Below are 24,888 nucleotides of genomic sequence, written 5' to 3' on the forward strand. Positions count from 1 at the left end.
GGCTTAAAGGGAAAGTTTACGACAACCTCTAGTTGCTGTAGTATTGCAACAGCTCTTGATCTAATTATGCATCAACTAACTGAATAAAAGAATACTGAACGACTGGAGAGTTTTATGGTTGCGAATAGACATGTTATACGGCAAGAATTGTGTGACAAGTTGCATGTTGCTATCAATACCAATATGCATCATGTCTGGTATCATATGCCACTACTATTAAACAGTTTATCTCATTATCCTAATCAAGCCAAGCGGCAAACGACGTGCAAAAGTGCCGGTAACCCGATTATATCGTAGCCAAATCAGTGCAGATTTGAGTTTTTTGTCCCTTCTCTGATAAAAAATTAACCCTGCCTCCCCGCTGCTGCGGGGAGGCAGGGTTGACCTTGCGTTACTTTCCGAACGAGCGCGACCCGCAAAACCTTATAGTTCACTGGTGATCTGTAGCCAGGAGCCCAGGCTCAGAGGCTTGTTGAAGCCCGGCTCCTAACTCTCAAACCTTCGTCACTACACAACATAGTTTTTCAATCGCTATTAGCCAGATAACTTCCGCGTCTTATCACTTACCTCTAATGTTCAGCATCATCTTCCGCTGCAGCCACCATCTGGCCTGTCTCAGAAGACAACAGGGAACCGTCAGCCTGTTCTAGTGCTTCTACTAATCGCGTACCACAGGCATAACAGAACTTGTCCCCCGGCTTGTTAGGAAGCCCGCATTGAGGACAGCGATTGCCTATATCCGCCCCGCATTTACTGCAGAACTTGTCACCGGGGTTGAAGGGAGTTCCGCAGGAAGGACAAGCATAAGGACTCTTGGGGCCTGCCACTTGCCCAAGGACGCCCTGAGCATAACCCTTGACTTTCTCCGGGTTCCTCCTGTAGTAGATAACCAGAACAATTACTATTCCCAAGACAAGTAACACCAGAACAGCCAGCGCTGCCAGGCCTACCCATGACAGTTCTTTCACGTAGGCTTCCGCGTTCACGTACCCACTCGGCGCCTCCATCTTCAGTTCTTTGGCACCGCCGTTGACTTCCGTTCCCATAGCATCGACCATAGGCCCGTTGAACCTGGCCACGTATTTGAGGGGTTCTTCGATAGAGGCTCCCAGCCAGCTTGTGAAATCATACCTGTCCGCAAAATGATAGCGGTTATAAAGCCGGAAGAATGAACTAGGCTCCACCGGATCATACGTAAAAGCTCCTGCCCCAAAAATGGCGTCACATTTCTTCGCCAGTTCAGCCGGAGAATTGCCTTCCAGAGTAAAAGTATACCGTACAGTCCCGTTCTGCTGCTCCGTCTTAATCTTCGTCACTTTGGTCTTTTCTTTCAGAAACCGTGGAATGAGATTCTTTTCCTCTTGGTCTATGGCTTTAACTGTGTCCTGATTAACCACCACGGTTACGGTCCTCGCAGGAGAGCTTTCCGATACCGCCGTCTCAACTTCAACCCGTTTCACGGGGTTTGACTTGGTCGAAGCAGCGCTCCACGCCGAGGTGTTTGTACTAGAAAAATCGCTCCACCCTGGCAACAGCACCTTGTTACTAACGGTTTCCACCATGCTGCTCTGGTTTTCCGAACTCACCAGGGGTTTCGCTGCGTCAATCGCCCACTGGAAGTAAGCGTTCATATCCGTATCTTCCTCGAGCACGTATTCGCGAGCAAAGGGACTCCCTTGCCTCGTAAAACGGATCTGGGGCTCGAAACCCAGTATCTGGGCTGATTTCTGTTTCAGCTCGTCTATGTTTTTGAAATCCATGGTAAAGGTGTATTGAACTCCAGATTCATCGGCACTTGAACTCATGGTCAGCACCTGAGGCATAGCCGCTTTTAAGGCCTGAGTTAACGCCGGTTCCCCGCCACTGACCTGCTCTAAGTCCGACTGACTCACGTAAATGTGAAACGCCCTTTGCCCAGCCCCCTTTTCATTAACCGAAGTATCGACCGTGAGATCGGCCCCACAACCTGTTAATAATAGCGTAATTACCAAAAGGACTGGTAGTAGCAAGACAACGGATTTTTTTCTACTTATCTTTGGCCCAAGGTTACTTATGCTCATTTTAATCTCCTCCTGATTACTGTGATAAGTTCCTGGATGTCACAGATTTCCTGACATAAACCTACCTTCCCGCAACTTCAGGATCACGGGAAGGTAGTTCCTTTCATATATCACGAATTATGGTTGGTCAAAAGTGTACTCTATGTTTGCTAACCGTATCTTATCTTTGAAACTCAAGGGATACGGAACATTGCTGGAAAGCCTTTCGCCGTTAAGATATGTTCCGTTTTTGGATTCAAGATCGACGATATAATAAGCTCCGTCCTGGCGGATTATTTTGGCATGAACCCGCCCGATGCTCGGGTTATCGGCTTCGCAGTAATCTACTGCCTCCCGGTTCCTTCCGATATAAAATTCGGGCTTATTGATAGGTATTATTTCTTCCTCTTCTGCCCGCTTTATCCTCAGGACCGGAAAAGGTTCTCCTTCTTCTACCTGTTCCAACAGACGGGTGTCCCCTGAATCGTCCAGAACTGTAGTCACTTCGTCTTCACCCGGGCCATACGCTTCTCCCCCCACATTGGCCGGTGAGGAAAACGGCGCAGATGTTCTCGCACTCCCGCCATATCCACCCGGCTCTAGCCTGGCGCCACATTGGGTGCAAAAAGCATTTCCGCCCTCGTTTCTGGCACCGCACTGGATGCAGAACCTGGGGCCGGATCTTGCAAGCCCCGGCGCGGGAAGCGCTCCCCGGTTACGAACCATGAGATAGAGATTGAGCCCTGCCCCAGCCAGAAACAAAAGTAGGGTCAAATAATACCCGGCTCCCCACTGAGTAGTCAGGCCCTGGCTTACAGCCTCCTCGTCAAAACTGGATTTAAAAAGGTACATCGTAATTGGCCCAACTAAGCCAGCGGCAAAGGCAACCACATTACTCAAACGGTTCTTCCAGAACCCGACTCCAACACCTACTAATGCAAGCACAAAGACCACGATAACCATCGGAAAAGGCCCTACAGACTCAGTCTCGCCAGTAGGTAACTGCACCATCTTGCCAAAAACCATGTTTACTCCGCTCAAAGTAACTATTTCCTGTCCACTACACGAAATGCTGACGAACGGCATGAGAAAACAAATGATGATAAGAGCAAATAACGCCGGTGAGATTTTTTTCCCCAGGTTCTCCATAGCCCTTCCTCCTTAACATGTAACTCCGGTTCTACCAAGTAATAATAGAAAACCAAACGCCAACAAACAATAACATAGTACTGATTTCTCTGTCACGCGATGATAACAGATGGTCTCCAGAGCTTATGATTGCTCTACTTTTCTTCCGCACTTAGCACAGAAACGCGCTCCCTGGCTAACCGGCGCTCCGCATTCGCAGGTCCCGACCGTCACCGGTTTTCCCAACGCAGCTTGAGCCTCGGCCCTCAACCTCTGCATCTCTTCTTCTTTTACCTTTATCTGTTGGTCTATTCCGGCAATCTCCTGGTATTTGCTCATTACTCTGGATTGGTCAAAGTTATCGCGGGATAGCATGACATAGACTATGTTGCCCAGCTCCTCGATGGAATCCTTCTTCTTTCGCTGCAAAGAATCTATTTCAGCCTTCAACTTCGTTACTTCGACCAGCTCTTTCGACCGAACACTTACCGTACTGACTCCCTTATTGATACCGTCCTTTACCTTGTCAAAAAAGTCCGCCATCGCACCCCTCCTTTCTCAACGTAACAAGAGAACACAAGAGACTAGCCCCCCTCCAGTAGCAAGCCCATGGTCAAGAATCAACCCCATCCACGAACAAGCCTTGAACAATGCGTCCCAACTGCCATGCTCCGTATGTTGTTCAGACCGCCTTTTGATCTGCCAAGTCGGGACTTCAGCTGCTCTTTGCGGTTTCCTTTGCATATCATACTAGATATACCCATAGGCATATGCTAGTTCCCGAACGCTGCTGTGCGGCGGTACGCCGTTGGGAAAGCAGGCTTTTCCTCCATAAAACTCGATACTACTTCGCTCGGTGGTCATTTCGCTTATTACCGGATAGCAGACCCTGTTGTTGTTATCTGTGAGATAAGGCTTTCCTAAAACAATATCTCCCTCCACCACTACAGCTTTCGGTATCTGCACCAATACGCGTCTTTTTGGTAAAGGACCACATCTATGGTGCTACCGTGCCCTCCCTGTATAATACCTGCTGCCTCCAATTCAGGAATATCCACCACGCAGCTCGGTTGAGACGGCACAGCTGGCTGTGATTGCTGCTGGCCGGTTTGAGGCTGGGGAAGACTGATCACGCTGTTTTGTTGAAGTTGTGAGGATGATTGGGATTGTTGCTGTGGTTTATTAGGTTGCTGCTCGGATTTCGCTTGAGGCTCTGTTTGTTTCTGGGATTCCCCCTGTAGTTCCAGCTGTTGATCTGACAGGTTGGTCTCTTGTTGATTCGTTCCCTGCTGCTTTTGAAATCCCTTACTTTGGATGTCCCCCATTCCAGCCTTGCTAGTTACTTTTGACCTATCAAATCCATCATTCAAAACAGCGTGGTTTCGGCTCTGAAAGTAGCTGACGGAGCCAAATATGGCCAGTATCAGAAGAACAACGGCAACAACTGGTGCTACAAATCGGGTATTTCTCGAGGTGTCTTTGACCGCTAATTCTGAATACCCAGTTTGAGAGACAAAATTTCTATCTTTGTTCATTACAGTTGAGGAAAAGTTTGCAGCTTCCTCACCCATGGGCGCGGTCTCCACAGTACTCTGGTCTAGAGGTACCGTAGGAGTATCCACTTCGATCCCGACTGTCAAGCCTTCTACCGCTTTTAAAGGCAAAGATTTGCCCACGGGAAAGTCACTCGTTTCACCTGTCTCCCCCGAAGCAGTCACCTTTACCTCCTTCTTTTCGTCAACGAGCGAAGAAAGCTCCGTACCGCGCTTCTCCGACTGTACAATCGCGGGATTATGAACCTCAACTTCGCCACCCGGCAAAAGGGCCATCATCTCCCGGGCGCTAGCGGGCCGATCCTCAACCCTCAGTTGGAGGGCTTTCATTACTGCTGATTCGATACGACCAGAAACCTTCACGAATTGGCTTGGGGGCTGAAAGTTAAAGGGATTCCGTGATGGATCGCGTCCGGTAAGCAAGTAATGCAAGGTGGCGCCCAGAGCATAAATGTCCGACTGAGGAACGGTCTGGTGCTCGCCATACTGTTCGGGAGGAGCAAACCCGGTTGACCCGTAGGCCAAGGTATCTGCATAGCTATCTCGACGAAAGTGCCTGGCAATACCGAAATCTATCAGTTTAATCCGACCATCTGGTGTCAGCATGATGTTGGCCGGTTTCAGGTCTCGAAATATAATTGGGGGATCCTGGCTATGGAGGTAATCCAGAATCTCGCAGAGCTGTCTCGCCCAGTTTACTACTTCTGTTTCCGGTATGGGGCCCCGCTTTTCCACCAGAGTCTTGAGAGTTTGCCCTTCAATACAATCCATCACTAGATACCAACGGTCCTTTCCACAGCTGAAGAAGTCCGTTATTCTTGGTAGGGCCGGATGTCGCAAGCTGATTAATATTGAAGCCTCTTTCTTGAAAGCCTCTATCGCTGCCTGAATATTCCCAGGACTGACAGCACTGGTACTCATTTCTTTTATGGCCACTGGGATGTTATTAAGCCTGGTATCCAACGCCTGGTAAACTGCTCCCATTCCACCCCGGCCAAGAGTCTTGACTATTACGTACCGTCCTTCAAGAACCGAGTCCGGTTTGAGCCACCCGGTTCTGGAAAAATCGTCGGTAAGACTCTGCCCACATCCGCTGCAAAAGTTTTTGCCATCAGGATTCTCTGTTTGGCAAGATGGACACTTTCTCGACATCTCGCACCCCCAATTGAGCTATTACGAAAGCAAGAGAGCCATCCAAGTTGAAAGTGTAAAACCCAGCAAACCAAGTACACTTTCTACGTTCTTCTCCATTTTTCCTTCCCAGAAAAATATCTCACGCCCCAAAAAATGTGGTATAATCTCTCCGAGCGAACGCTCGGATATTGGTAGGTGCAGGTATGGTTGATTCGGGGGCTGTTTTAATAGTCGAACAAGGCGAACCTCATGATAAAAGAACCGCTATCAAATTGGCGCCGGGTGAGGCATTGATCGGTCGGCCATGGAAAACCCACTATCCTGATATTCCGTTTACCAGCCTCTACATTTCCAAAAAGCATGCCGTGCTTTCGTTCCAAGATAACCGGGCTACCATTACCGACCTAGCGAGCAGACACGGGACTCAGGTTAACGGAAACCAGCTCGTGCCCTATGAACCATACCCCCTCAAACATGGCGATATCATAAGCCTAGCTGGAGGAATAGTGTTGCTTACGTTTCACAATATGTACGAAACCGAATTCGAGCAAACACTTGATCTAACACAGCCTCCCGCCAATAGGTCAATACTTCCTCAGTCCCTGGTAGTTAACGGCGACCGGAGAGAAGTCCTGTTGAATGGAAAACCCTTACGCCTATCAGGAAAAGATGCAGAACTCCTGATTGTTCTTTATGAAAACCGTGGCAAGGCTATCAGCTACGATGAAATTAGACGCAGGGTGTGGCCTGAGCGTCCCCCGAGTCCACAGACTAATGTACCTGATGTCGGTAACGATGAAATCACGTCCCTGGTATACCGTCTGCGTAAACGCCTCGGCCAACACGGAAACCTCATTGTCACTATCCCTCGCTACGGATATATGCTTGATCTCTGAAGTCATCACCGTCCTAGCAATACCATATGAATATCAAAGTGAAGTCAAATCGGTATAATAATAGATATTGCGGTTGAACTCAGAGTTCCGCAAAAACTATGTAATTAGAGGATACGGGACCACACAAACAAACGTTGCCCTGCTAACGTAAAACCTGACTCGTGTTCACCCATGTTATAATTAAAACATGAACACAAGATGTTTCTTTGACGCCCATATTCATCTTTGGGAATTCTGTTTGTTTAATTCTTTTACCAACCTCGCCAGGGTTTCTTGCCAGGAAGAACTCATTTCGATCTTAAAGGCGAAACCTATTGAAAGCTGGCATGTGGGAGTACGTTTCAATCAGGAATCTACAAAAGAAAAGTCCATGCCCGATCGGTATTTTCTCGACCAAGGCTTCGGGCAGACGCCGGTTGTCATTTTTCGGACGTGCCTGCATCTGGCCGTCGCTAACACGGCAGCCATGGAAAAGCTGGGACGCTGGTCGGAAAACGGTTTTTTCTTTGAAGGGGATGTCTTCGCGATATTAAACCAGCTTCCAGAAATACTGCGAATTCAGCCTGAAATCATCGTCAGAAACGGAATGGCCGAGCTAGAAAAGTTGGGAATCACGAAGGCTATCGACATGGGGATGGACTTTCACAAGCGGAGTTTTTTTGATAAAGCGGTCTTTTATACCACCGATATGCGCCTTCTGGAAGAAGCTTTAGGATTCAAGCTTTTTCTTGACGGAAGCCTGGGAGCCCGCACTGCTGCCCTGACTGAGGAGTACTCGGACCATCCAGGCAATTACGGGTTTTTGAACTACTCCGATGCCGAGCTTTTGGCCATAGTAGAGAAGGTGCATAGAGCCGGGAAACCCGTAGCCTGCCACGCCATAGGCGACCGGGCCGTGGATCAATTTCTTAAAGTAATTAAGAAATCCCGCCACCCTCAGGACAGACTGGAACACGCCCAGTACCTCCGACCTGACCAGATCGACGCTCTGGCACAGGCAGGAATAGCCGTCTGCATCCAGCCTATTTTCTCCCGCGAACTGACCTGGGCCCGAGCGCGCCTGGGCCCTGAAAGGATAAAGACCGCGTACGCCTGGGGCCTGCTTCGCGATCGAGGAGTGCGGCTACTTGCGGGATCAGACGCCCCGGTAGATGAAGCCAGTCCTTACGAAGCCGCTAGGACAGTAGCTTCTCTTGACTATGAACACCACTTGTCCTACGACGAAGTGCTAAATCTCTACGCCCAGGCCAACTGGGAGTTTTACGGGTGGCAACCGTCCTGATTCGTCAGATAACCGCTCTTCACTGTTTCAAGTTTCCGCGAATTTTCAGAGGGTTCAGTATTCGGGCTGGATTCGTACTTGACCAGTCGTGGTTTGATTTGCTAAGAATAACATCAGAAGGATTAGTTTGGATTATTTATAGGACGATCGGTCCAAAAGTTGTTAAATTAACTGCTGATACAGACATCTAGGTATGCGAACCGGGCTTAATCTGCGTGCTGCAGGTCAAAAAGTACACCTACCTAAAACTTCTTGCCATTCAAAGTAGTGCAAGCCTTTAGTAGCTGGCACTGCCATCGCCTCGATCCAAAACAACCCTGGGGCGACACCACCATGAATGGTGCTAAGTTAAATATGGCCTTCTTTCACGCGTGTCATTTTGGAAGCCCAGCCATGATCATCTCCGTCAGACCGGATAAACGTGGGACCGTTTTTGGCGTTTTAGTGCGCTTATGGTTTTTGGATGACGGCATACGGATCCGACATCGTCCGAGAAAGGGTGTGTTAGTCGATGAACTTATTACGGGAAAGCCTTAGGGGTAAAGTGCTTATCAGTTTGTGCTCACTGGTCGTCTTGGCATTCGGTTTGAGCGGGGTTATTAACTATTGGCAAACCAAGAAGGCCGTAGACGCCTCTATCCAGGAACGAGTAACCGATATGGCTAAAGCGCAGGCAGACAAAATCGATACCTGGCTTGTCAGCCAGAAAAACCAAGTGGTACTCCTCAGCATGCTCCCGGGCTTGGGTGATGGCCCAATCTCAGAAGATGTTGAGTTGATAAAAACGTTTGCGGCGAAAATGCCGGAGTTTGATTCGTTTTTCATCGCAGACCAGCAGGCCAATTATTATGCTACCAGCGGTGCTACCGGTAGTATTGCAGACCGACCTTACTTTAAGCCCGCTATCACCGGTCAGACTGTTTTCTCCGACCCTCTCATCGCCAGGGCTACCGGCAATGCTGTGGTAGTTATCGCGACCCCGATTAGGGATACCTCCGGCAACATCACCCGCATCTTGGGAGGCAACCTGAAGTTGGGCAGCCTATCCCAAGAAATAGTAGAAATGAAGGCTAGTCCCAACGGGTATGGAGTACTAGTGCACAAAGATGGGTTGGTCATCGCCCATCCCAATGAGAAACTTGTGATGAAGGCCAACTTCTTGACCGAGCCCGAGCACGGCCTTCAATCGCTCATGCAGCTAGTTAGCCAGAGCGATTCCGGTCACCAAGACTATACCATCAACGGGGAAGCCAAGACCGCCGGCTTTTCCAAGGTCAAGTCTACGGGGTGGTACTTGCTGGCTACGGTACCATACTCCGATTTTGCACGCACTCTTCACCAGATCAGCCGAAGTACCTTAATAGTCTTCGCTTTAGCCCTAGTTATACTGCTGGTCAGTGTATCATTACTGTTGGGACAACTGTTGAAACCATTAGCCCTGGTTGTAAAGGGAGGCCAGCTGATGGCCACCGGCGATTTAACCAATACAGTAACCGTACACAGCCAAGATGAAGCCGGACAGTTGGCAGAAATATTCAATCAAGTCGCTAGTAACATGCGGAACATAATACGTAAAATCGGCCAGACAAGCGAACAACTAACGGAACTATCAAGAAAGCTTAACGATTCGGCGGCAAATATGGAAGCAAGCAGTGACCAGCTAGCCACCACCATTGCTCAATTAGCTGATAAAGTTGCTCAAGACGCTGAGAACGCTCAAAAGGCTGAACAAGCGGTCGAACAGGCCAATCGCTCCGTGGCCGAGGTCTCAAGGGCCAGTTCCTTGGTGGCCGAACGAGCCGGCAAGAGCAGCGAGTCAGTGGGTAAAGGTCTAGATGCGGTGCAGTTACTAATAAGCAAAATCGAAGAAAACTCGGCGGTAAACCAGCAGGCTTCAGAGGCGGTCATGGATATGGCTAACCAGTCCAGACAAGTCTCGGACATAGTTAACGCCATCGCCACTATCGCCAGCCAGACCAACCTCCTGGCTCTCAATGCGGCCATTGAGGCAGCTCGAGCGGGTGAATACGGCCGCGGTTTCGCGGTTGTCGCCGATGAGGTACGAAAGCTGGCAGAACAGTCCGCTGACGAGGCCACTAAGATCAGCAAGATAATAGACCAGATGAACACGGCTATCAAAGTTTCCGTGGACCAAATGTTGAAGGCCCGTGAAACCTCGGAACAGCAGGTTCGTTTTGCCGATGACGTGCTCCAGGCCTTTACGGAAATAGAAGATCAGGTTAAACAGGTAGTGGACCTTAGTACCAGACAGGTAGGATTGTCTCGTGAGCTAGTAGAGTATTCAAACACGATTGTGACCAGCGTCGGGGAAATTGCTGCCAGCGCCCAAGAAGAAGCGGCCAGCGCCGAAGAAGTCAGTGCCGCGACTGAGGAGCAATCCGCTGCCGCTACCCAGCTTTCCGAAATGTCTAGACAACTAACCCAGCTGGCAACCGAACTGGAAGTTCAAATGGGCTATTTCAAAGTGTAGTCAATGAACGACGCAACAGGGGTGCGCTTTTCGTTCCCCAAACGAAGAAAACCGCACCCCTGTCTACTTGTGCAAATACTTGGTCTCATACAAGCGCTTGTCGGCAATGCACAGGAGCTCTTCCTTGGTAACCGCATCATCGGGAGTCGTAGCTAACCCCGACGACACGCCCAGGGTGATGCCGTATTCCGCTCCTACTGCATCTATAACCTGGCTTATGCTTTCGCCTATTTCCTGAGCTCGATCTTTGCCGTTTTCGACAATAACGGCAAACTCATCCCCGCCGTACCGAGCCACCTTGCCTTCCCCATCCACGACTCCTACCATGTTCTCTGCTATGGTCTTCAAAACCTCGTCCCCAAACAGGTGCCCTTTTTGGTCGTTTGCCGCCTTAAATCCGTCTAAGTCCAACAAAATCAGGGTAAAGGGAACTCCACTACCGAGCAAACGGTCCATTTCCTGAAAAAGAGCACGGCGGTTAAGTAATCCGGTCAAAGGGTCATACCAGGCCAGCTGAGCCAATTCTTCGCTCTGAGATGTGATATAACGGACAATATAGTCGATGGCATACGCTTCGATCCACATCAGACCTATTACAGTGCCTACAGCCAAACCATCAGAGAGGACAAGTGATGACCAGTCCACCGCCAGCAAAGCGAGTAAAGCCAAGCTATTAATAAGTGCAGATGAATAAGCCGCCCACCCACCCAGTCTAAAACCGTACGTGAAAACAGGAAACAAGTAAAGAAATACTAAAGGTCCCTTAGCCCCTCCTCCCGCTACGACCAAGGAAGTGTTCAAGCCCAGTCCGAACAACATAGATATCGCTTCGATTAACGGGCGGCGTTCCTTGGGACACTTCTGGGCAATTAAATTCACTGCGACAAAGCCTGCCGTACAGAAGCCTAACACCACCATGAGCTCCAGCTCAGCATTAGGCGCAAGAAATAAGGCCAGCAAGCATATGCCACCAGCCACCATCATCCTAAGCCGCCCTAACTCTGGCCACAACTCCTCAGGCAGTTTATAGTTGTTACAAATCTCCACCGGCAATCCTTCCCCGCAGCGAAAGCTCCTGTTCAATGCACGCTCGACCTTCCTACACATCTGTATGCCCGAGCTTCCAACTCTATCCCTCCCTACCTTTACGGCCGTGTAAGCCCGGGCTGCTCCCTTGTGAGATTATAACACAGTAAAGTTGGCGCGACCACGCTGCTTTTGTCTGGTGAATTCTTTAGGGCAAGCCCTGACGGCATCTATCATATCACCTCCAAGATGACACCAATGCGTTCAGTTTCCTGCCAGTTTGCCAAAAACCTGCTTTCGTGTCATTTGATAGCTGACAATTGCGGTGGAGGGGGGGCGATAGGGTGTTCGGCCCGGCGCCTGTTGACCTGCATTGCAGACACTACGATATGTGAGAAGGCGTATGCTACAGGTCGAAACCATGCGCATACTGGATCTCTACGGGTTGTACTTGGGAATAGGACGACAAGGCATGGGAGATCCTGAGAAGGGCTTCGACTTCTATATGGAAGTGCTGGACAAAAGTAACGACGTCATGTCCGAACTCCTTCGACGCAAAGGCCTTTAGGTGAGGTATCAAGGGGTGGCGGTTCCTCAGGTTTGCCTCCGATGCAAAATGAGAACCGTCCCTGGCAATCCGTTACGTTGATTGTTTAGGCGAGATACCAATCAACCTGGCTCGCACCGCCAGACGCTTTTCGGATTTCTGCAACCCGTTGCACGTCATCAAGGTTAGCGCAGGATAGCCGCAGGGACCGATGATGCTCGAGTCGTTGTCGAGAACGGTAAACACCCGCTCAACCTCGTAACGGTAGGTCGCCCCTTTAAACTTGAGTAATATACTGTCACCCGGTTTCAGCCGGTAGAGATTTCTGAACCAGCCACCATACATGGTCCGATGTCCGGCGATCGCGGTGTTTCCTTCGCCGGGAAGCGCTGATTCCAGAAACCTTCCTGGACCTTTCGAAAGCTCTTCAGCCCCAGTTCCCTCTACTACAACCGCTGATAAACCGATGCTCGGTATCTCCAGCAGGCTGTAGTCGGGGCTGTTTACCTGCGAGACGTCAGCACCGGCTGCCCGGGCTTGGACAGAGGGTTCTCCCGTTGCCACAACCGCCCTCAGCCGACTCTGAACCAGCCAGGAACGGACATCAGTAAACGCGGGGTAAAAGGCGATCCCGACACCTATAAGGATGAAGAAAAACCCTAAGACTCTTATCCGCATATATCGTTTGACCTCTTTCGAACTGTATCCACGGGCGCTTCCCTACGCACACACCTTCGTGCCAGCACGTGTGCCTTTCTCAGCGCTACTACACAAGTAGCGATTTCCGCGACCGCAACGGATAGACGCTTAGGAACGCCTTACAACCAGTATTCCGGTTCCCGCAAGGGCAAGGCCCAATACTATATACGGTATGGGATTACCTCCCGTATAAGGTAGCCTGGGGAGTGCCCTCCCTGCTATCACCAGTCTTTCTGGCGTGGGACCGGTGGTGCCTGGAGCTGTAGCTGGAGCTTGAACCTGTGGCGCACTCGGTACTATGACGGTTTCGGGAACCGATACGGGTTCACCGCCCCCGGACTCACCGCCGCTTGTACCATTGTCCCCACCGTTGTTTCCTCCGTTGCCCCCGCCGTTGCCCCCACCGCCGTCTCCTTCCTGACTGGTGTCTAACGCCACTTGAATTTTCCCGTTGGCGTTCTGCGGCATGGGGTCTTCTTCAGAACTTTTGAAGTAATACCTGAGTTCGGCAGTCACTACCTCGCCCGGCTTGAGCTCGATATTCTTTAGGGTTTCTGCAAAATCAGACCAGCTAGTACCAGATGCAATAACCGTCTGGTCGTCAGCGAAGATGCTGAACGAGTGGATTGAAACATACTCTTTGAAGTCTTGGCTCCCTATCCACGCTAAAACCACGTTGTCGATCTGACAAGGAACCCGCCCCCCGTTGGCGATCTCCATAATACAGCCTGTCTCGTAGCCAGGATAGGCGCCGGTTACCCGTTGAGAAATGGTGTCGAAATACTTAATTCCATTCAGTTCGAAAACCGGAGACCCGTTGGCTTCAAAAGCAGTCGCAGCCACGTCTTTCTTTTCTGGATCTGGATTTCCTCCCTGATAGTGCTGCGGATCTGGCCCTTGGTCGATGGTCCCGATATTCCTGATACCGATGCGGAGATAGTCCGTACCCGCAGTTGGTACTCCCGAATCGTCAGAAGATGGCTGTGCGTATGCGATGCCCATCACCATCAGCGAGAGCATCAGGATACCGAAAACAAACCCTTTTTTGCTCACAGAGTTCCCTCCTTCTCCCCAGCTGTCCTGGCGCTCGAAGTACCGCTTAACAGCTGCATTTGCAATGGTTCGCCAGCTGGGTAAGAAACTTTCTTTCCGCTATCACTTGGGCGGTAAGTATAGGCCACGTTACCGTCGATAAGGCAGAAAACCTTGGTTCCATCGTAATCTGTACCTATGAATATCGGTTTAGATATCTCGTCTGCTACGATTCCCAGCTCTCTGACGGTTCCTAGAGCAATCTCGGTCACCCCCTTGGGCAAAACAAACACTTTCTCCCACCTTACCAGCCGATCACCAAAATTCTTGGTTATCGCCTGGACCGCTTGCGTTGCTTCATCTATGGTCCTGACCCGGCCTGATGTCAGCAAAATCATTCCCAAAAGCAACAGGGCTAGAAAGGCAAATAACGTGGTAGAAATTCTCTTAGCCGCCACTGTCCCGCGGTCAAGCACTTCTTCTTTGACTTTAAGGGATCCAGGCTTCGAGTCCACTAGAGTTCCGCTGATCTGGAAGTCACCGGAGGTCAGAGGAATGGCCATGGTAGGACACACATTCGCCTCTGTAGCGCCCTCAGGAGTTACTGCCTTCGTCAACACCTGGCCCTTCAAAACCAGCCTGGGCTCTCGCGCACTTACCCCCAGCTCTTGGTTCACTGATTTAAGAAACTGGTTGTAGGTATCCAGGTTCAGGTCTATGGTCTTGACAAAGGACAATTCCTTCCCTTCTGCTTGCACCTTAGTAGGCGGGATCAAAACGAATTCTTTGCTCCACATCTTAGGAGCATCTACTACAACCACCATACTGTAGGTGGCCTCCATAGAGGCCGGTTTATCACCAGTAAAGCGATACGAATAAACCACGGGTATAGATTGAACCAATTTGGCAAAGTACGTTTTTCCCGGTCCCATTACAGTTGTGGGAAAAACTGAATTCGCTTTCAAGATGACGTTGTAGCTTAGCTTACCTTCCTGGCTGTAACTGTACACGGGCCGAGGTTTCACTACGTGGTCTGGACGGTTCCAGGCAAAAGCACAGTAAACCCCTGCCGCCATGACCAGCGCGCCAAGCAAACAAATTATTATCCGCCTGATTTTCCCGTCCACCTGGATTTTCTTCAACCCCATTCACACTCAATCCCTTACACGGAAAATGCCTGTGGTAGTTAGTGAGACCACGGTCACACGAACAGCTCTCGCAGCGCTATGGATGCCCATCCCACCTTGGGGATGACCAGAACCACTTTGCCAATCACGTTGTCGCCCAACGCTTGGCCGCAATCCGGACTGGCGTTAGCATCCCCTTTAGTGGTAAACAACTGGTCGCTGCCTTCTGTTCGCGCAGCCAGAATTCGGTGTACAGTCGGAACTGGTGAATCCGGAACTCGAAACGCTATAACTTCGCCCGCATGCAGCAAGCGCGGATTACGCTTGGCTACGATGACTACGTCCCCGACGTCGATGCTCGGTCGCATACTCCCGCTATAAATGACCAAAGGCCTAATCGGGAAAACCCCGATGGCAAACCAAACAAGGATTACTGCAAGGGCACTCGTTATTGCCCAGTTCACGGCCTGGCCAGGCTTTATCTTTTTCTGCCGGCCCGGAATCCCTTTCATGTTCATACTGCAGTACTCATACACAAATACCGCTCCAACCGTGGGCACCAAGGTGCCGGTAAGTGTTTTTAACGCCCAGTTGAGATTCGGGAGAACCGGACAAAACCAGTTAAACGCCGCCAAAGTCCCGCGATAAGCGATGGCCGGCCACGCTCCACCCCACATGCACAGGAATGAAGCCAGTAAGTTTTCGGCAAAGACCGGCAACAAGGTAGAACCGGCAAACCGTGCAAAGGTTTCGAGCCCGGAATCTAAAGCCGGAAACTGTTTCCACGGCAAGAGTAAGCCCGTGAAAAATACGGCGGCCAGAATTGCTACTGAGTTCGACGGCCGCCGCAGCGAGTTTACGATGAGGTAGTTGCGGCTGAATTCGACAGCCAACAACCCTGACGTCACAAAGATAAGGTTAATTATTATACCTGAAGGCTCAAAGGAATTAGGACTTCTGCCAAACTTATCTAGAAGACCGGCCACAACCATCAAATAGATCTGGCACAAAGCCAAAGCCGCCGCGATCTTGAGGAGTTTTACACGCAGGCTTCTTTTTCCTAGACCAGGGCGTGGGAACCGGCGATAAACATAAACGAACAAGAGCATCCAGGCTATGGGCTGGGCGACATACGCTGCAACAAACCCGCTGAACAGGCGCGGTGCTAACAGGTTAGAGAACCCAACACAACCAACGGTTAGTGCTAACACCAGCAGCCAACCTTTAGACAACCTCAACCCGTTCCTGCTCATTACGATCCCTCACCTGCGGCGCAGTGGCATACCGCAAGCCACTTTCCTGGTTTTTGCCAACTAATAAGGTCCATGCCCACCGGTGAAAAGGGACGAGGGCCTCCCCTCGCCCCTTACCGGCTGGACTCACCCTAGAGCGACACAGTGAAGCTGTAGTCACCCGGGGGTGTTCCGTCGTTCACCCTAAAGTCTATCCCTATTGCCTTCCGGAATTTAGGCTGAATAGTGCTGCTCGAGCTCTCCAACAGCCTGATGGTCAAAGAATCGTTGCCCGATATCTTTACCTGCCCCATCGAGATCGGTGTGGTGCCTATGTTTTGAACATCCAACACGATGGAGTTGTAATAGCCGGGAAACGCGTTCTTTACCGTAACCTGTGCCCGGTCTTTCTTGCCGTCGGCATTGGTGTCCGTGAGTGTTATAACCGTCTGGACGGTATCAGAACTCAGCTGGGTAACACCGGAAAAGTCCTGGTTGCACGTCCAGTCATTCCCTGTGTCCTTTTGTTTGGTGGCGTAGATGTACCAGTTGCCGGTCATGATAACGTACGTTTCGGTGGAAACCGGTGACTGGTTGCCAGCGTTGTCCACCGCCATAAACTTCAGCACCGACGAGGCCGGGATATCTATCGGTCCAGTGTATTTGGGGCTTGAAGTAGTAGGCGTAGTATTGTCAAGGGTGTAGTAGATACCTTCTACCCCCGACACGTCGTCACTAGCGGTCAAGGTAACCGTGCGGGGTGAGGAATAACTGCCGCCAGGGACATCGGCGCTCACGCTCGGAGGTGTTTTATCGATCTGTATCGCCACTTCCTTGGTAGCTTCGAGGTTCCCCGCTTTGTCTATTGAACGGTAATAGACGGTAGTGCTGCCCTCGTTCGTAACTGTAAACGGCCCGCCATAGGTCGACCAGTTCACGCCATCGAAGCTGTATTCCGTCCTGTCAACCCCCGAAACAACGTTTTCCGGTCCCGGAAGGTCTTGGGCGTTCAAGGTAACCTCGACGTCCGAAACATACCAGCCGTTATTTCCTGCCGTTCCGTTGAGACTTATCGTCGTCACCGGAGGGGTCACATCAGGAACAGGAACCGGAGCGTTCGGCGAGGTAAACTTGAAGACAAACCCGGACTCGACCGTGTGTCGCTCGGCAAAGAAAATGTCTATACGGTGCGGGCCTTTGGTCAAATAAACACTGCCGTTAGTGTACTGAATTGGATGGATATTGCCCAATTCGAGTACCAGGTTGCCGTCGATGAACAGCCATGAGTCATCGTCCGAACCCATCTGGAAATTATAAGTCCCGGTCGCCGGAGCGTTCAGCATTGCCTCCCAATGAACCGCGAAATACTGCGGGTCGCCGGGAAGCTGATTGGGAATAGGCCACCACTTAGATGCCTTGGTGGCACTGCCTGGGGAACCGTCAATCTTGGTATCGACTCGGGAAAAAACCTTGTATTGGTCGTCGTACCAGTCGAACTGGTGGATGCAAGTGCTTCCCGACGGTGTCAGCCGCAGGGGCAAGGTGCTTTCTACCAGGCCCTGATACGGCCCGTTATGGTCGTTCTGCTCCATATCAGGGTGGTTCCTGGGTAGGTTGTAATACGTACCGTAATACCCGGTAACCGGAGCCCCTTGTGCGGTCCCGCTGTCGACCACCATTATTAAAGTCACGACCATGAAGACAGCTGCAACCAGTCCTGCCGCAAGCGCTCTTCTTCTGCCCGTACTTACAACGTTACTCAAGGTCTCGACCTCCTTCTCTCTGCCTTAACCGGGGTTCATTCGTAAGCCGCATGAACCTTTTTCGTTCATTGTGTACCCGAGTACTCATAAAACAGCCTGGAATCCTATCGGCTAATAAGCGCTATTGGCGGCTATTGGGCTCTCGTTCCACTGCACGCCTTCTATGCTGAGTGTGAAATTATACGTAGTCGATTGATCCGCTGGCTGCAAAACATGGAATGACAGGCTTTCACTCAAAGTCTGATTCGGATGTTGCTGGGCGCTGATATTGTCCTGGAAACACAGTTCTATCACCGCGTCTTGCGGAGCCCCGTCCTCAGTCAATTCTACGCCGTCCAAATCCAGTTCGCTGCGAACCTCGCCGTTTTTGAACAAGTAATAAACTATCCCGCTATCCAGCGTCTGGTTCGTGTTACCCCAAGTTAACTGGGGATGCTGGATAATGAGGGGAATAGTGCCAAAGTTTCTGACATCAAAGTTAATCTCATTGAAGTAACAAGGATACGCGTTTTCGACCTCTACATTGAGGGCGTCTTTGGCGCCGTCATTGTCTTGGTCGAGTAATGAACATTGAGTCTGTCCCACATTCTTCCCTTCCGGATCGGGGTAGACATCAAGCATACCGCCGCCCATTTCGGAATGATAGTCAGGACCGTTATCCATCTGGAAAACCGAATTTTCAAGAATGCCCCATTTCAATTCGCCGCTTTGGGCCTGAGTATTGATGACGACTGTGTCTGACCATTTTGCAAAACCGAAGCCAGCCAGGGTCAGAATCAAGACGGCCGCCACACAAAGTACCATGATCTTCCTCGTCACCTACTCTCCACCTCCCTGGAAACTCCGTCCATATCCGGTTGGAATCTTCCTCAACCTTTCTACTCTTCGCTACCGTCCGCGGATCCTTAGCTTCATAAGCTACCGGAACGGCGATGCGTGATGTGAGTATAGGCTCCTATTCAAGCTGTTTGTTCCAGCGCACATAATCCGGGCTAACGGTCAGTATTCCGTTGGCCGTGTCGCTCATGCATCTCATACTGAACTCAAGAAAAACTTCCTGGCCAGGATCAAGCACACATCCCTGTAACGCTCTTTGCAGCGAACTCAGGTTGACCCCGCACAGTGTCTGGGCGTCCGGGAGGGTCAAAACCCACCTGAATACAGTCACCCAGCCAGGAGACTCGTCACTTGACCATTCAAAGTCGAGGCCTCTAAGCCGAGCAGGAATCGTACCCCCGTTACCTATCTTGACCCTGCATACGGGAGAATAGTGGGGGCACCCGCTGTTGATCAAGAGGTCTCCACTCTCGTAAGCAGGTACCCCGTCAATGTCGCAGGAGTAAGCACCGTCTACCCACGTTATGCTGCTGGGGGAACATTCTTTGTTGCAGTGTCCCTGATAGCCGTCACGAACCTCTTCACACCTAATGCCCACCGCTAGGATACCGGTTTCACCGCGCATCCGCACTTTGAGTACGTCACTCCACCGGGCATAACCCGGGCCCATAGCGGTCAAGGTAGCCACCAGAATCGCAAATACACACAAGGTTCTCTTAATAGCCGTCACGAGGTGTCCCCCTTCCTAGGTTACCTGCGGTGGAGCACGGTCTTAACACTTACTCGACCGTTTCAGCAGTCCCAACCTCGTTCCACTGCGAGGACTTGATGGTAATGGTTCCGGTCGCCGAGGCGTTCATCGGGCAAAGGTTGCCGTCTTCTTGTCCATTGTCGGTTTCGTCTATATAGAACTCCAGATTCACGGTCAAGGTGCCGTTTTGGTGCAGCTGCTGGTGTCCGATGGCCTCGACCAGACCATCCCACGTGGAGTTATTCTCATCAGACTCGACAGTGAAATTTTCTGCTGGTAATCCGTAAGCTGCTGGGTTGTCCACAGTAAACGACCAACCGGCTACTTTAATGAAAGGAGCCAGGTCACCCTGCCAGTTCGGACCCTGAATATCCTCAATCTTGACAGGCACCGTGCCAGTGCTGGTGATTACGAAGGTAAAACCGGGCTTGTAGAACGGGTATCCGTTCTCGATGGTTACATTCAGAGAGTGGTCAGCGTTCTCGCCTTCGCCCTGGACACACTCGATTGAAGCAACGTCCTTGCCTTCCTCATTATGCCCCGGACCGTACTGCGGGTCGGCACCAGGATCGTTTACCCCGCCAGGCGCAATAGTCGTTTGCAGGTTACCGGTTTCCACGTCGGAGCTGATGGTAACGGTATCGGACCATTTCGCAAAGCCGAAACCGACCAAGGTCAAAGTCATAACCGCCATGACACATATAACCACGATTTTTCTCATTTGTTAAAAACCCCCTTACCATTCCTACAGTGATCTATTCTCTCATCCATTCTGAATCGAAGTCTAACCTATGGCGTCAATCACCCCTTTCAACACCGAATAGTTGCCGGACATTCCTCTTTCTAGTCTACGTTTCCATACTAGCAGCTTCTTATCCTAACCTTCTATCGACCGAAAGGACAGAAAAAAGACGGCGAGTTAAACCCATATTGCGATTCGGGCTAGTCCCCTTCCCACGCATGTGAGACGGGGAAAATGGCAACAAAAAAAGGCCGGAAGCAGCCTTCAAGCTCCTACCCGGCCTCAAGTCTTTGCTAATTAGCTTTGCCTCTTTCTTTTAACTTTTTAATACCTATTACGTACAAATACTATACAAAGACAACCACTCCGCTGCGACCTGTTCCTTCTCGTAACGGCTATCCTATGGTCATGTTCCCGTTTTTGACCAACCCGAGCTGATAAGCAGCGGCTACTGCTTCTGTCCGGTTACGTACTCCGAGCTTACGGAAAATGTTGCGTAAATGGGTCTTAACCGTCGATTCCGATAAATAAAGGCTGGCTGCAATTTCCTGGGTCGACAGTTTCTTTCCCAGCATTGCCAGCACTTCCTCCTCACGCCGGGACAGGATTGAAACCGTCCCCTTGTTTTCACCAGTATCCGAACCCAAACTGGTTTTCAGGTCAGGACGGGGCAGGCACAAAAGTCCAGCCCCTACCACCAACTCCACCGCGCTCACGATTTGCTGCGGCAAGAGTCGTAAGGGCAGACAGCCCATCACCCCAGTTCTCACTAGTTCCAAAAGATTGAAGCGGTTAGGATTGCCAACCATTACCACGGTCACGGTGAACGGACAGCAGGCCTTTAACTCCGTTAACATGTACAACAAATCTTCTTTCAGCTCCCACAGTACTATCTCTGGTTGCAGCTGCTCCGCCGTCTGAATCATTTGGTCGAGATCAACCGACCCAGCTACTTCAAACCTGCCACTGGCTGCGAAAGCCGCTGCCAGCCCGTCCCTCCACTGGCTCGAATTACTCGATAACAGGATGCGGAATGCTCCCATAAGCATCACCTTGTTATAACCCTTCTCATCATCCGCTCGCGTTTCCGTTGCTATTATCGTTTGCCTTGAACTTCGCCTAAAAAGTTGGATCTCATCCCCAAAATTTAGGATTAGTCTCTATGGTAATTTAATTCGCCACACGCTGTTAAGTTCCTCCTCAACAACAAAAAAATACCACCGTATGAACGATGGTATTAATCCCCCTCTGTTTCTTGGCTACTTCCCACAGCGGTTTGTCATCCCTTCTTTACAAAGAAGTCACTTACTTTTCTTATTCCTGGCGGGTGAAGCGACCGGGATCAGGATTAATCCAGGGTTACTTCTAGAGGATGATGAGTCTTCCGCCAAAGTGACTCGTCTGGGTTGAAATAGGTGGTAGAAGGTTTACGAATAAACCTGCCGTCTTTGATGTAACCAGCATCCCACGTGGCATCCACCGATACCCACTTGCCATCCACTAGTATCTCATTCCAGGCATGGAGTTGGGGCAAAAACCCGTCATTTTCCGCTCCTGCCTGGCCATACACTACCTTAGCGGGTAAACCAACCGCTCGCGCCAAAGCCGCGGTGACTAGCGCGTAGTTGAGGCAAATCCCTTTGCGAAGCGTAACGGTTTGACTGGCAGGTACCATGGAGCTATCCGTGTTCGAATCCGCAGCACAATCGTAGGCAATGTTCTGCGTCACCCATGCATGAATGCTCCTAAACTTGTCCATGTCTGAGGCCCCAGAATCCACCAAGGATTCGGCTAGCGACTTGATAACCGCACTATCACTGTCAACGTAGGCCGAGGGAGAAATATAGCGCCAATCTTCATCCTCAAGGCTGTTTACCGTGAACCGGATGCTCCCGTCGAAGCGGCGCGGGTTGTCCCCCGCCCATACGGTATAGACCCCGGGACCAAAACGAAGGTTCACGGTACGGGAGAACCTTCCTTCCTTGACAGGAACCGAGTACGTCTCCAGCTCCTTTTCCGGCCCGCGCAAGCATATCCACACCTGAGTAAGGGTAGATGTCCCTTCAATAAGCAGTTTTCCAGAACATTCAGCGTTGTTTCTAGAAGGCGCGGTAATAGTTATTGAGGGTGAGGCGAAACTGACACTGTATTCGGCCCATGCCTTACCGACATATCCGTACATAGTGCTCAAAGAAAACATTAACGCCAGAGCTACGGCAAGGACCCGCTTCTTGGCCACCACGGTTATCCCTCCCCCCAACAAAAAACCAGAACCGCCTGCCATGCTGACAAGCGGCCCTGGTAAAATCTTTCCTCGAAATAACCCAGACCCGGCTCCTGGCAGCTGGCTGGCATGGCGAATGTTCGCTTTAGCCCCTATAGCTTTGCGTCACCATCTTTGGATGGCTTTGCCTTTATCAGGAAACACAGTCTATTTTGTTGTCTTCGCGCTTTTGACCATGTTTTCTACAAAAATCCTACCACAGTTATGTCGCCCTGCCAAGAACTTTGGGTCCGATTTGGGTTATTCGTACCAATAGCTCGGTGCTATGGTCCTAGTGGCCTTCACATTTCCACGTCCGCCCGGAGATACTCGCGTCCCTGCCGGTCCACGTCCACCGTTACCCCGGCTATGTTCCCCTTTTTAACTTCTGCCATTACCTCGTCCATGCTGACAACACGCCCGTCATCGAGAACAGCCCCTACAACCTGTCCTTCTTCGTTCCGCATAATATCCGCTATCCTGGGCATAGCACGACCTCCTTCAGCCTTTTCCCTAGTTTTCCCTGCCCAGGATCAGGTATGTGTACTTCTGGCACCACCAGAGCCAACATATCTATTAGAAGCGTGAACCGAGAAAGGAAGGTTGGAGGATAATTTCGGGGGGTTATTTGCAGACTAGATTTCTGAAAAAACAGTTCCTTATCCTTCCTATTGTGCTAAAACAATAGGAAAATTACCCGGACAAATACCCCCAATTCTTGCACCCTACACAGGTTTTTAAAGCCCCTCCATCCTGCAAATGCCAGGGATGAATAAGTGGAAGCGCCAGCCCCAGGATTCGACTCGCGGAGGACTGCGGCAGGCCCGACGCTGGTAGTAGTGAAGTAGTACGGTTATGCAACCTGTAAGTTTCTAGTGGTGGAAATCATGGTAGAATAGTAACCAGGAGAGTGGTGTTTGTGAAGCTTGACCGCATAACTGTAAACCCCCAAATATCCATGGGCCAGCCCACCATACGCGGTACGCGTTTTACAGTGGCTTTTATTTTGAAGCTTTTAGCTTCCGGAATGGATATTCCTGCTATTCTTAACGCTTATCCGGAACTGGAGGAAGAAGACATACGGCAGAGCCTGATGTACGGTGCCTGGCTTGCTACAGAGCAGACAAGACCTATACCTTGGGAGGCCCAGGAATCTTGAAAACTTTACGGTATCTGGCAGACCTTCATATTTCGCCTCTCACGTGTGAATTGCTACGCAAAGCGGGTTATTCCGTAGTCAGAGTAAGCGACGTTCTTTCTCCCGCAGCTTCCGACGAAGAAATTTTACGTTACGCATGCAAGCACCAGATGGTCATTATAACCCAGGACTTAGATTTTTCAGCTCTTCTCGCCATTACTAATGCTTCACAGCCGAGCGTTATAACCCTCCGCTTAGCCATACCTCACCCACAGGCCGTAGCCAAAATTCTTTGCCAGGTACTACCAGGGGTGAAGATGGACCTGGTAAGAGGAGCTATAATTTCTGTGACCGAAGACAAAGTTAAGGTAAGGACTCTCCCTGTCCACTGAGGACGAGCTAGAGGGAGACTTGGCCACCGTTAAGGAGTTTTTGCAAAATGAAAGTGCGGAGGCATCGGTTACGCAACTTTGTCAGTACCTCCTGATGTGATCGATCTTAGTTTTTGGGCATTTTGGGGCAATAAAAAAGCTCCTCACCTGAACAGTGAAGAGTGTTGGAACAGAGGCTATTCGGAGTAAGGAATCACCTTATCCAGCGGAACGCGATATCTTCCCTGGTAGCAATAAGGTCGAACTCATGGTGATCCGCAGTTACAAGGCTGGCACCGCGGACTTTTGCTTCCGCGGCCGCTATTGAGTCCGCTAAAGACAACCTGTAAGTCGCTTTCAACCTGCCAGCCTCAAGAAAAACCTCCTGGGTAATCTCAGTGACTTCGGTAACAGGTAGTGCCCGTATTTTTCCCAATACCTGTTCACTTATCTCCGGGCCTACTTCGCGATAGATACCGTAGTAAACCTCCAGGAGGTTTAGCCGGTGCAGGAACAAATTGGGCTCATGATGATTAGATTTTCGCAGCAGTTCTTCCACAACATCCGCGCCAGCTTCGTCGTTCAGAAAGGCAATGAGGGCACAGGCATCAAGCACATAATACTCGCTCATGTTTCCAGATCCTTTTCCAATTGCTTGGACTGCAGGTATTTTTCTACGTCAAAGCCCTTTCCCTTTAAAATCCCCCGTACCTCACGAATTGGATCTTCCACAGGTTTGAGAAGAAATCCCTCGCGCACCTCCACGATGGTTACTCGCTTACCTTTCAGTTTTCGCGCTACCTCTGCCGGCAAATTCAGTTCGTCCGCATTCACTTC

25 protein-coding genes and 1 riboswitch are annotated in these 24,888 nt (G+C 50.6%); of the genes, 6 read left to right on the forward strand and 19 right to left on the reverse strand.

Features of this window, described 5'->3' with window-relative positions:
• Positions 1-569: 569 nt before the first annotated feature.
• From HPY90_RS11115 to HPY90_RS11135, 5 genes are all read right to left on the reverse strand, one after another.
• Positions 570-2,060 (reverse strand): zinc ribbon domain-containing protein, encoded by a 1,491-nt coding sequence (locus HPY90_RS11115; RefSeq protein WP_013175419.1) that lies wholly within the window; start codon positions 2,058-2,060, stop codon positions 570-572.
• 117 nt (positions 2,061-2,177) lie between these two features.
• Entirely contained in the window at positions 2,178-3,188 is a 1,011-nt protein-coding gene (locus HPY90_RS11120) for a double zinc ribbon and FHA domain-containing protein (RefSeq protein WP_287194480.1), read from the reverse strand.
• Between the two features lie 123 nt (positions 3,189-3,311).
• Positions 3,312-3,710: a zinc ribbon domain-containing protein gene (locus tag HPY90_RS11125; protein WP_013175421.1), complete on the reverse strand. Its 399-nt coding sequence runs from the start codon at positions 3,708-3,710 to the stop codon at positions 3,312-3,314.
• Positions 3,711-3,917: 207 nt separating this feature from the next.
• A complete protein-coding gene (locus tag HPY90_RS11130) occupies positions 3,918-4,133 on the reverse strand; it encodes a hypothetical protein (protein ID WP_287194482.1) in 216 nt (71 codons plus the stop codon).
• Positions 4,112-5,872, reverse strand: coding sequence for a serine/threonine-protein kinase (locus tag HPY90_RS11135; protein WP_287194484.1), 1,761 nt, complete (start codon positions 5,870-5,872; stop codon positions 4,112-4,114). Before HPY90_RS11135 ends, HPY90_RS11130 begins: the two co-directional genes overlap by 22 nt.
• Positions 5,873-6,057: 185 nt before the next feature.
• Here HPY90_RS11135 and HPY90_RS11140 point away from each other — a divergent pair, with 185 nt between their 5' ends.
• The 3 genes from HPY90_RS11140 to HPY90_RS11150 all read left to right on the forward strand — a co-directional run bounded on the left by HPY90_RS11140 (position 6,058) and on the right by HPY90_RS11150 (position 10,523).
• Positions 6,058-6,750 (forward strand): FHA domain-containing protein, encoded by a 693-nt coding sequence (locus HPY90_RS11140; protein ID WP_287194485.1) that lies wholly within the window; start codon positions 6,058-6,060, stop codon positions 6,748-6,750.
• Positions 6,751-6,937: 187 nt separating this feature from the next.
• A complete protein-coding gene (locus tag HPY90_RS11145; RefSeq protein ID WP_287194487.1) occupies positions 6,938-8,032 on the forward strand; it encodes an amidohydrolase in 1,095 nt (364 codons plus the stop codon).
• A 511-nt stretch (positions 8,033-8,543) separates the two neighbouring features.
• A complete protein-coding gene (locus tag HPY90_RS11150; RefSeq protein WP_287194488.1) occupies positions 8,544-10,523 on the forward strand; it encodes a methyl-accepting chemotaxis protein in 1,980 nt (659 codons plus the stop codon).
• Between the two features lie 63 nt (positions 10,524-10,586).
• Here HPY90_RS11150 and HPY90_RS11155 read toward each other — a convergent pair whose 3' ends face one another.
• Entirely contained in the window at positions 10,587-11,606 is a 1,020-nt protein-coding gene (locus HPY90_RS11155; RefSeq protein WP_287194490.1) for a GGDEF domain-containing protein, read from the reverse strand.
• A 346-nt stretch (positions 11,607-11,952) separates the two neighbouring features.
• Here HPY90_RS11155 and HPY90_RS11160 point away from each other — a divergent pair, with 346 nt between their 5' ends.
• Positions 11,953-12,117, forward strand: coding sequence for a hypothetical protein (locus HPY90_RS11160; RefSeq protein WP_287194492.1), 165 nt, complete (start codon positions 11,953-11,955; stop codon positions 12,115-12,117).
• Between the two features lie 72 nt (positions 12,118-12,189).
• Here HPY90_RS11160 and HPY90_RS11165 read toward each other — a convergent pair whose 3' ends face one another.
• The 11 genes from HPY90_RS11165 to HPY90_RS11215 form a co-directional block, all read right to left on the reverse strand.
• Positions 12,190-12,774, reverse strand: coding sequence for a sortase (locus HPY90_RS11165; RefSeq protein WP_287194494.1), 585 nt, complete (start codon positions 12,772-12,774; stop codon positions 12,190-12,192).
• Between the two features lie 129 nt (positions 12,775-12,903).
• Positions 12,904-13,848 carry a hypothetical protein gene (locus HPY90_RS11170; RefSeq protein ID WP_287194496.1) on the reverse strand — a complete coding sequence of 315 codons (945 nt, stop codon included), beginning with the start codon at positions 13,846-13,848 and terminating at the stop codon, positions 12,904-12,906.
• Positions 13,845-14,975: a DUF5305 family protein gene (locus HPY90_RS11175; protein WP_287194498.1), complete on the reverse strand. Its 1,131-nt coding sequence runs from the start codon at positions 14,973-14,975 to the stop codon at positions 13,845-13,847. The genes HPY90_RS11170 and HPY90_RS11175 overlap by 4 nt, the downstream gene beginning before the upstream one ends.
• 53 nt (positions 14,976-15,028) lie before the next feature.
• On the reverse strand, positions 15,029-16,207 hold the full coding sequence (locus HPY90_RS11180; protein ID WP_287194500.1) for a signal peptidase I: 1,179 nt from the start codon (positions 16,205-16,207) through the stop codon (positions 15,029-15,031).
• A 131-nt stretch (positions 16,208-16,338) separates the two neighbouring features.
• On the reverse strand, positions 16,339-17,949 hold the full coding sequence (locus HPY90_RS11185) for an OmpL47-type beta-barrel domain-containing protein (RefSeq protein WP_287194503.1): 1,611 nt from the start codon (positions 17,947-17,949) through the stop codon (positions 16,339-16,341).
• A gap of 111 nt (positions 17,950-18,060) precedes the next feature.
• The gene (locus HPY90_RS11190; protein ID WP_287194505.1) at positions 18,061-18,768 is read right to left on the reverse strand and encodes a hypothetical protein; all 708 of its coding nucleotides are present in this window, start codon (positions 18,766-18,768) and stop codon (positions 18,061-18,063) included.
• A 136-nt stretch (positions 18,769-18,904) separates the two neighbouring features.
• Positions 18,905-19,516 carry a hypothetical protein gene (locus HPY90_RS11195; RefSeq protein WP_287194507.1) on the reverse strand — a complete coding sequence of 204 codons (612 nt, stop codon included), beginning with the start codon at positions 19,514-19,516 and terminating at the stop codon, positions 18,905-18,907.
• Between the two features lie 49 nt (positions 19,517-19,565).
• Positions 19,566-20,258, reverse strand: a complete 693-nt coding sequence (locus HPY90_RS11200; RefSeq protein WP_287194508.1) for a hypothetical protein — start codon at positions 20,256-20,258, stop codon at positions 19,566-19,568.
• A gap of 416 nt (positions 20,259-20,674) precedes the next feature.
• Positions 20,675-21,328 carry a response regulator transcription factor gene (locus HPY90_RS11205; RefSeq protein ID WP_287194520.1) on the reverse strand — a complete coding sequence of 218 codons (654 nt, stop codon included), beginning with the start codon at positions 21,326-21,328 and terminating at the stop codon, positions 20,675-20,677.
• A gap of 299 nt (positions 21,329-21,627) precedes the next feature.
• The gene (locus HPY90_RS11210; RefSeq protein ID WP_287194510.1) at positions 21,628-22,521 is read right to left on the reverse strand and encodes a transglutaminase domain-containing protein; all 894 of its coding nucleotides are present in this window, start codon (positions 22,519-22,521) and stop codon (positions 21,628-21,630) included.
• 94 nt (positions 22,522-22,615) lie between these two features.
• Positions 22,616-22,702: riboswitch (cyclic di-GMP riboswitch) on the reverse strand.
• Between the two features lie 142 nt (positions 22,703-22,844).
• Positions 22,845-23,030, reverse strand: a complete 186-nt coding sequence (locus tag HPY90_RS11215; RefSeq protein ID WP_287194512.1) for a DUF3892 domain-containing protein — start codon at positions 23,028-23,030, stop codon at positions 22,845-22,847.
• A 431-nt stretch (positions 23,031-23,461) separates the two neighbouring features.
• Here HPY90_RS11215 and HPY90_RS11220 point away from each other — a divergent pair, with 431 nt between their 5' ends.
• Positions 23,462-23,701: a DUF433 domain-containing protein gene (locus tag HPY90_RS11220; RefSeq protein ID WP_287194514.1), complete on the forward strand. Its 240-nt coding sequence runs from the start codon at positions 23,462-23,464 to the stop codon at positions 23,699-23,701.
• Complete coding sequence (locus tag HPY90_RS11225) at positions 23,698-24,072, forward strand: DUF5615 family PIN-like protein (RefSeq protein ID WP_287194516.1); 375 nt, start codon at positions 23,698-23,700, stop codon at positions 24,070-24,072. Before HPY90_RS11220 ends, HPY90_RS11225 begins: the two co-directional genes overlap by 4 nt.
• 193 nt (positions 24,073-24,265) lie before the next feature.
• Here HPY90_RS11225 and HPY90_RS11230 read toward each other — a convergent pair whose 3' ends face one another.
• Together HPY90_RS11230 and HPY90_RS11235 are read right to left on the reverse strand one after the other, a co-directional pair.
• Complete coding sequence (locus HPY90_RS11230) at positions 24,266-24,682, reverse strand: type II toxin-antitoxin system VapC family toxin (protein WP_287194518.1); 417 nt, start codon at positions 24,680-24,682, stop codon at positions 24,266-24,268.
• The coding region (locus tag HPY90_RS11235) for a hypothetical protein (RefSeq protein ID WP_353733658.1) at positions 24,679-24,888 on the reverse strand (210 nt) is incomplete at its 5' end. The genes HPY90_RS11235 and HPY90_RS11230, both read right to left, overlap by 4 nt.

It is taken from the genome of Syntrophothermus sp. (assembly GCF_013314835.1).
GTDB lineage: Bacteria > Bacillota > Syntrophomonadia > Syntrophomonadales > Syntrophothermaceae > Syntrophothermus > Syntrophothermus lipocalidus.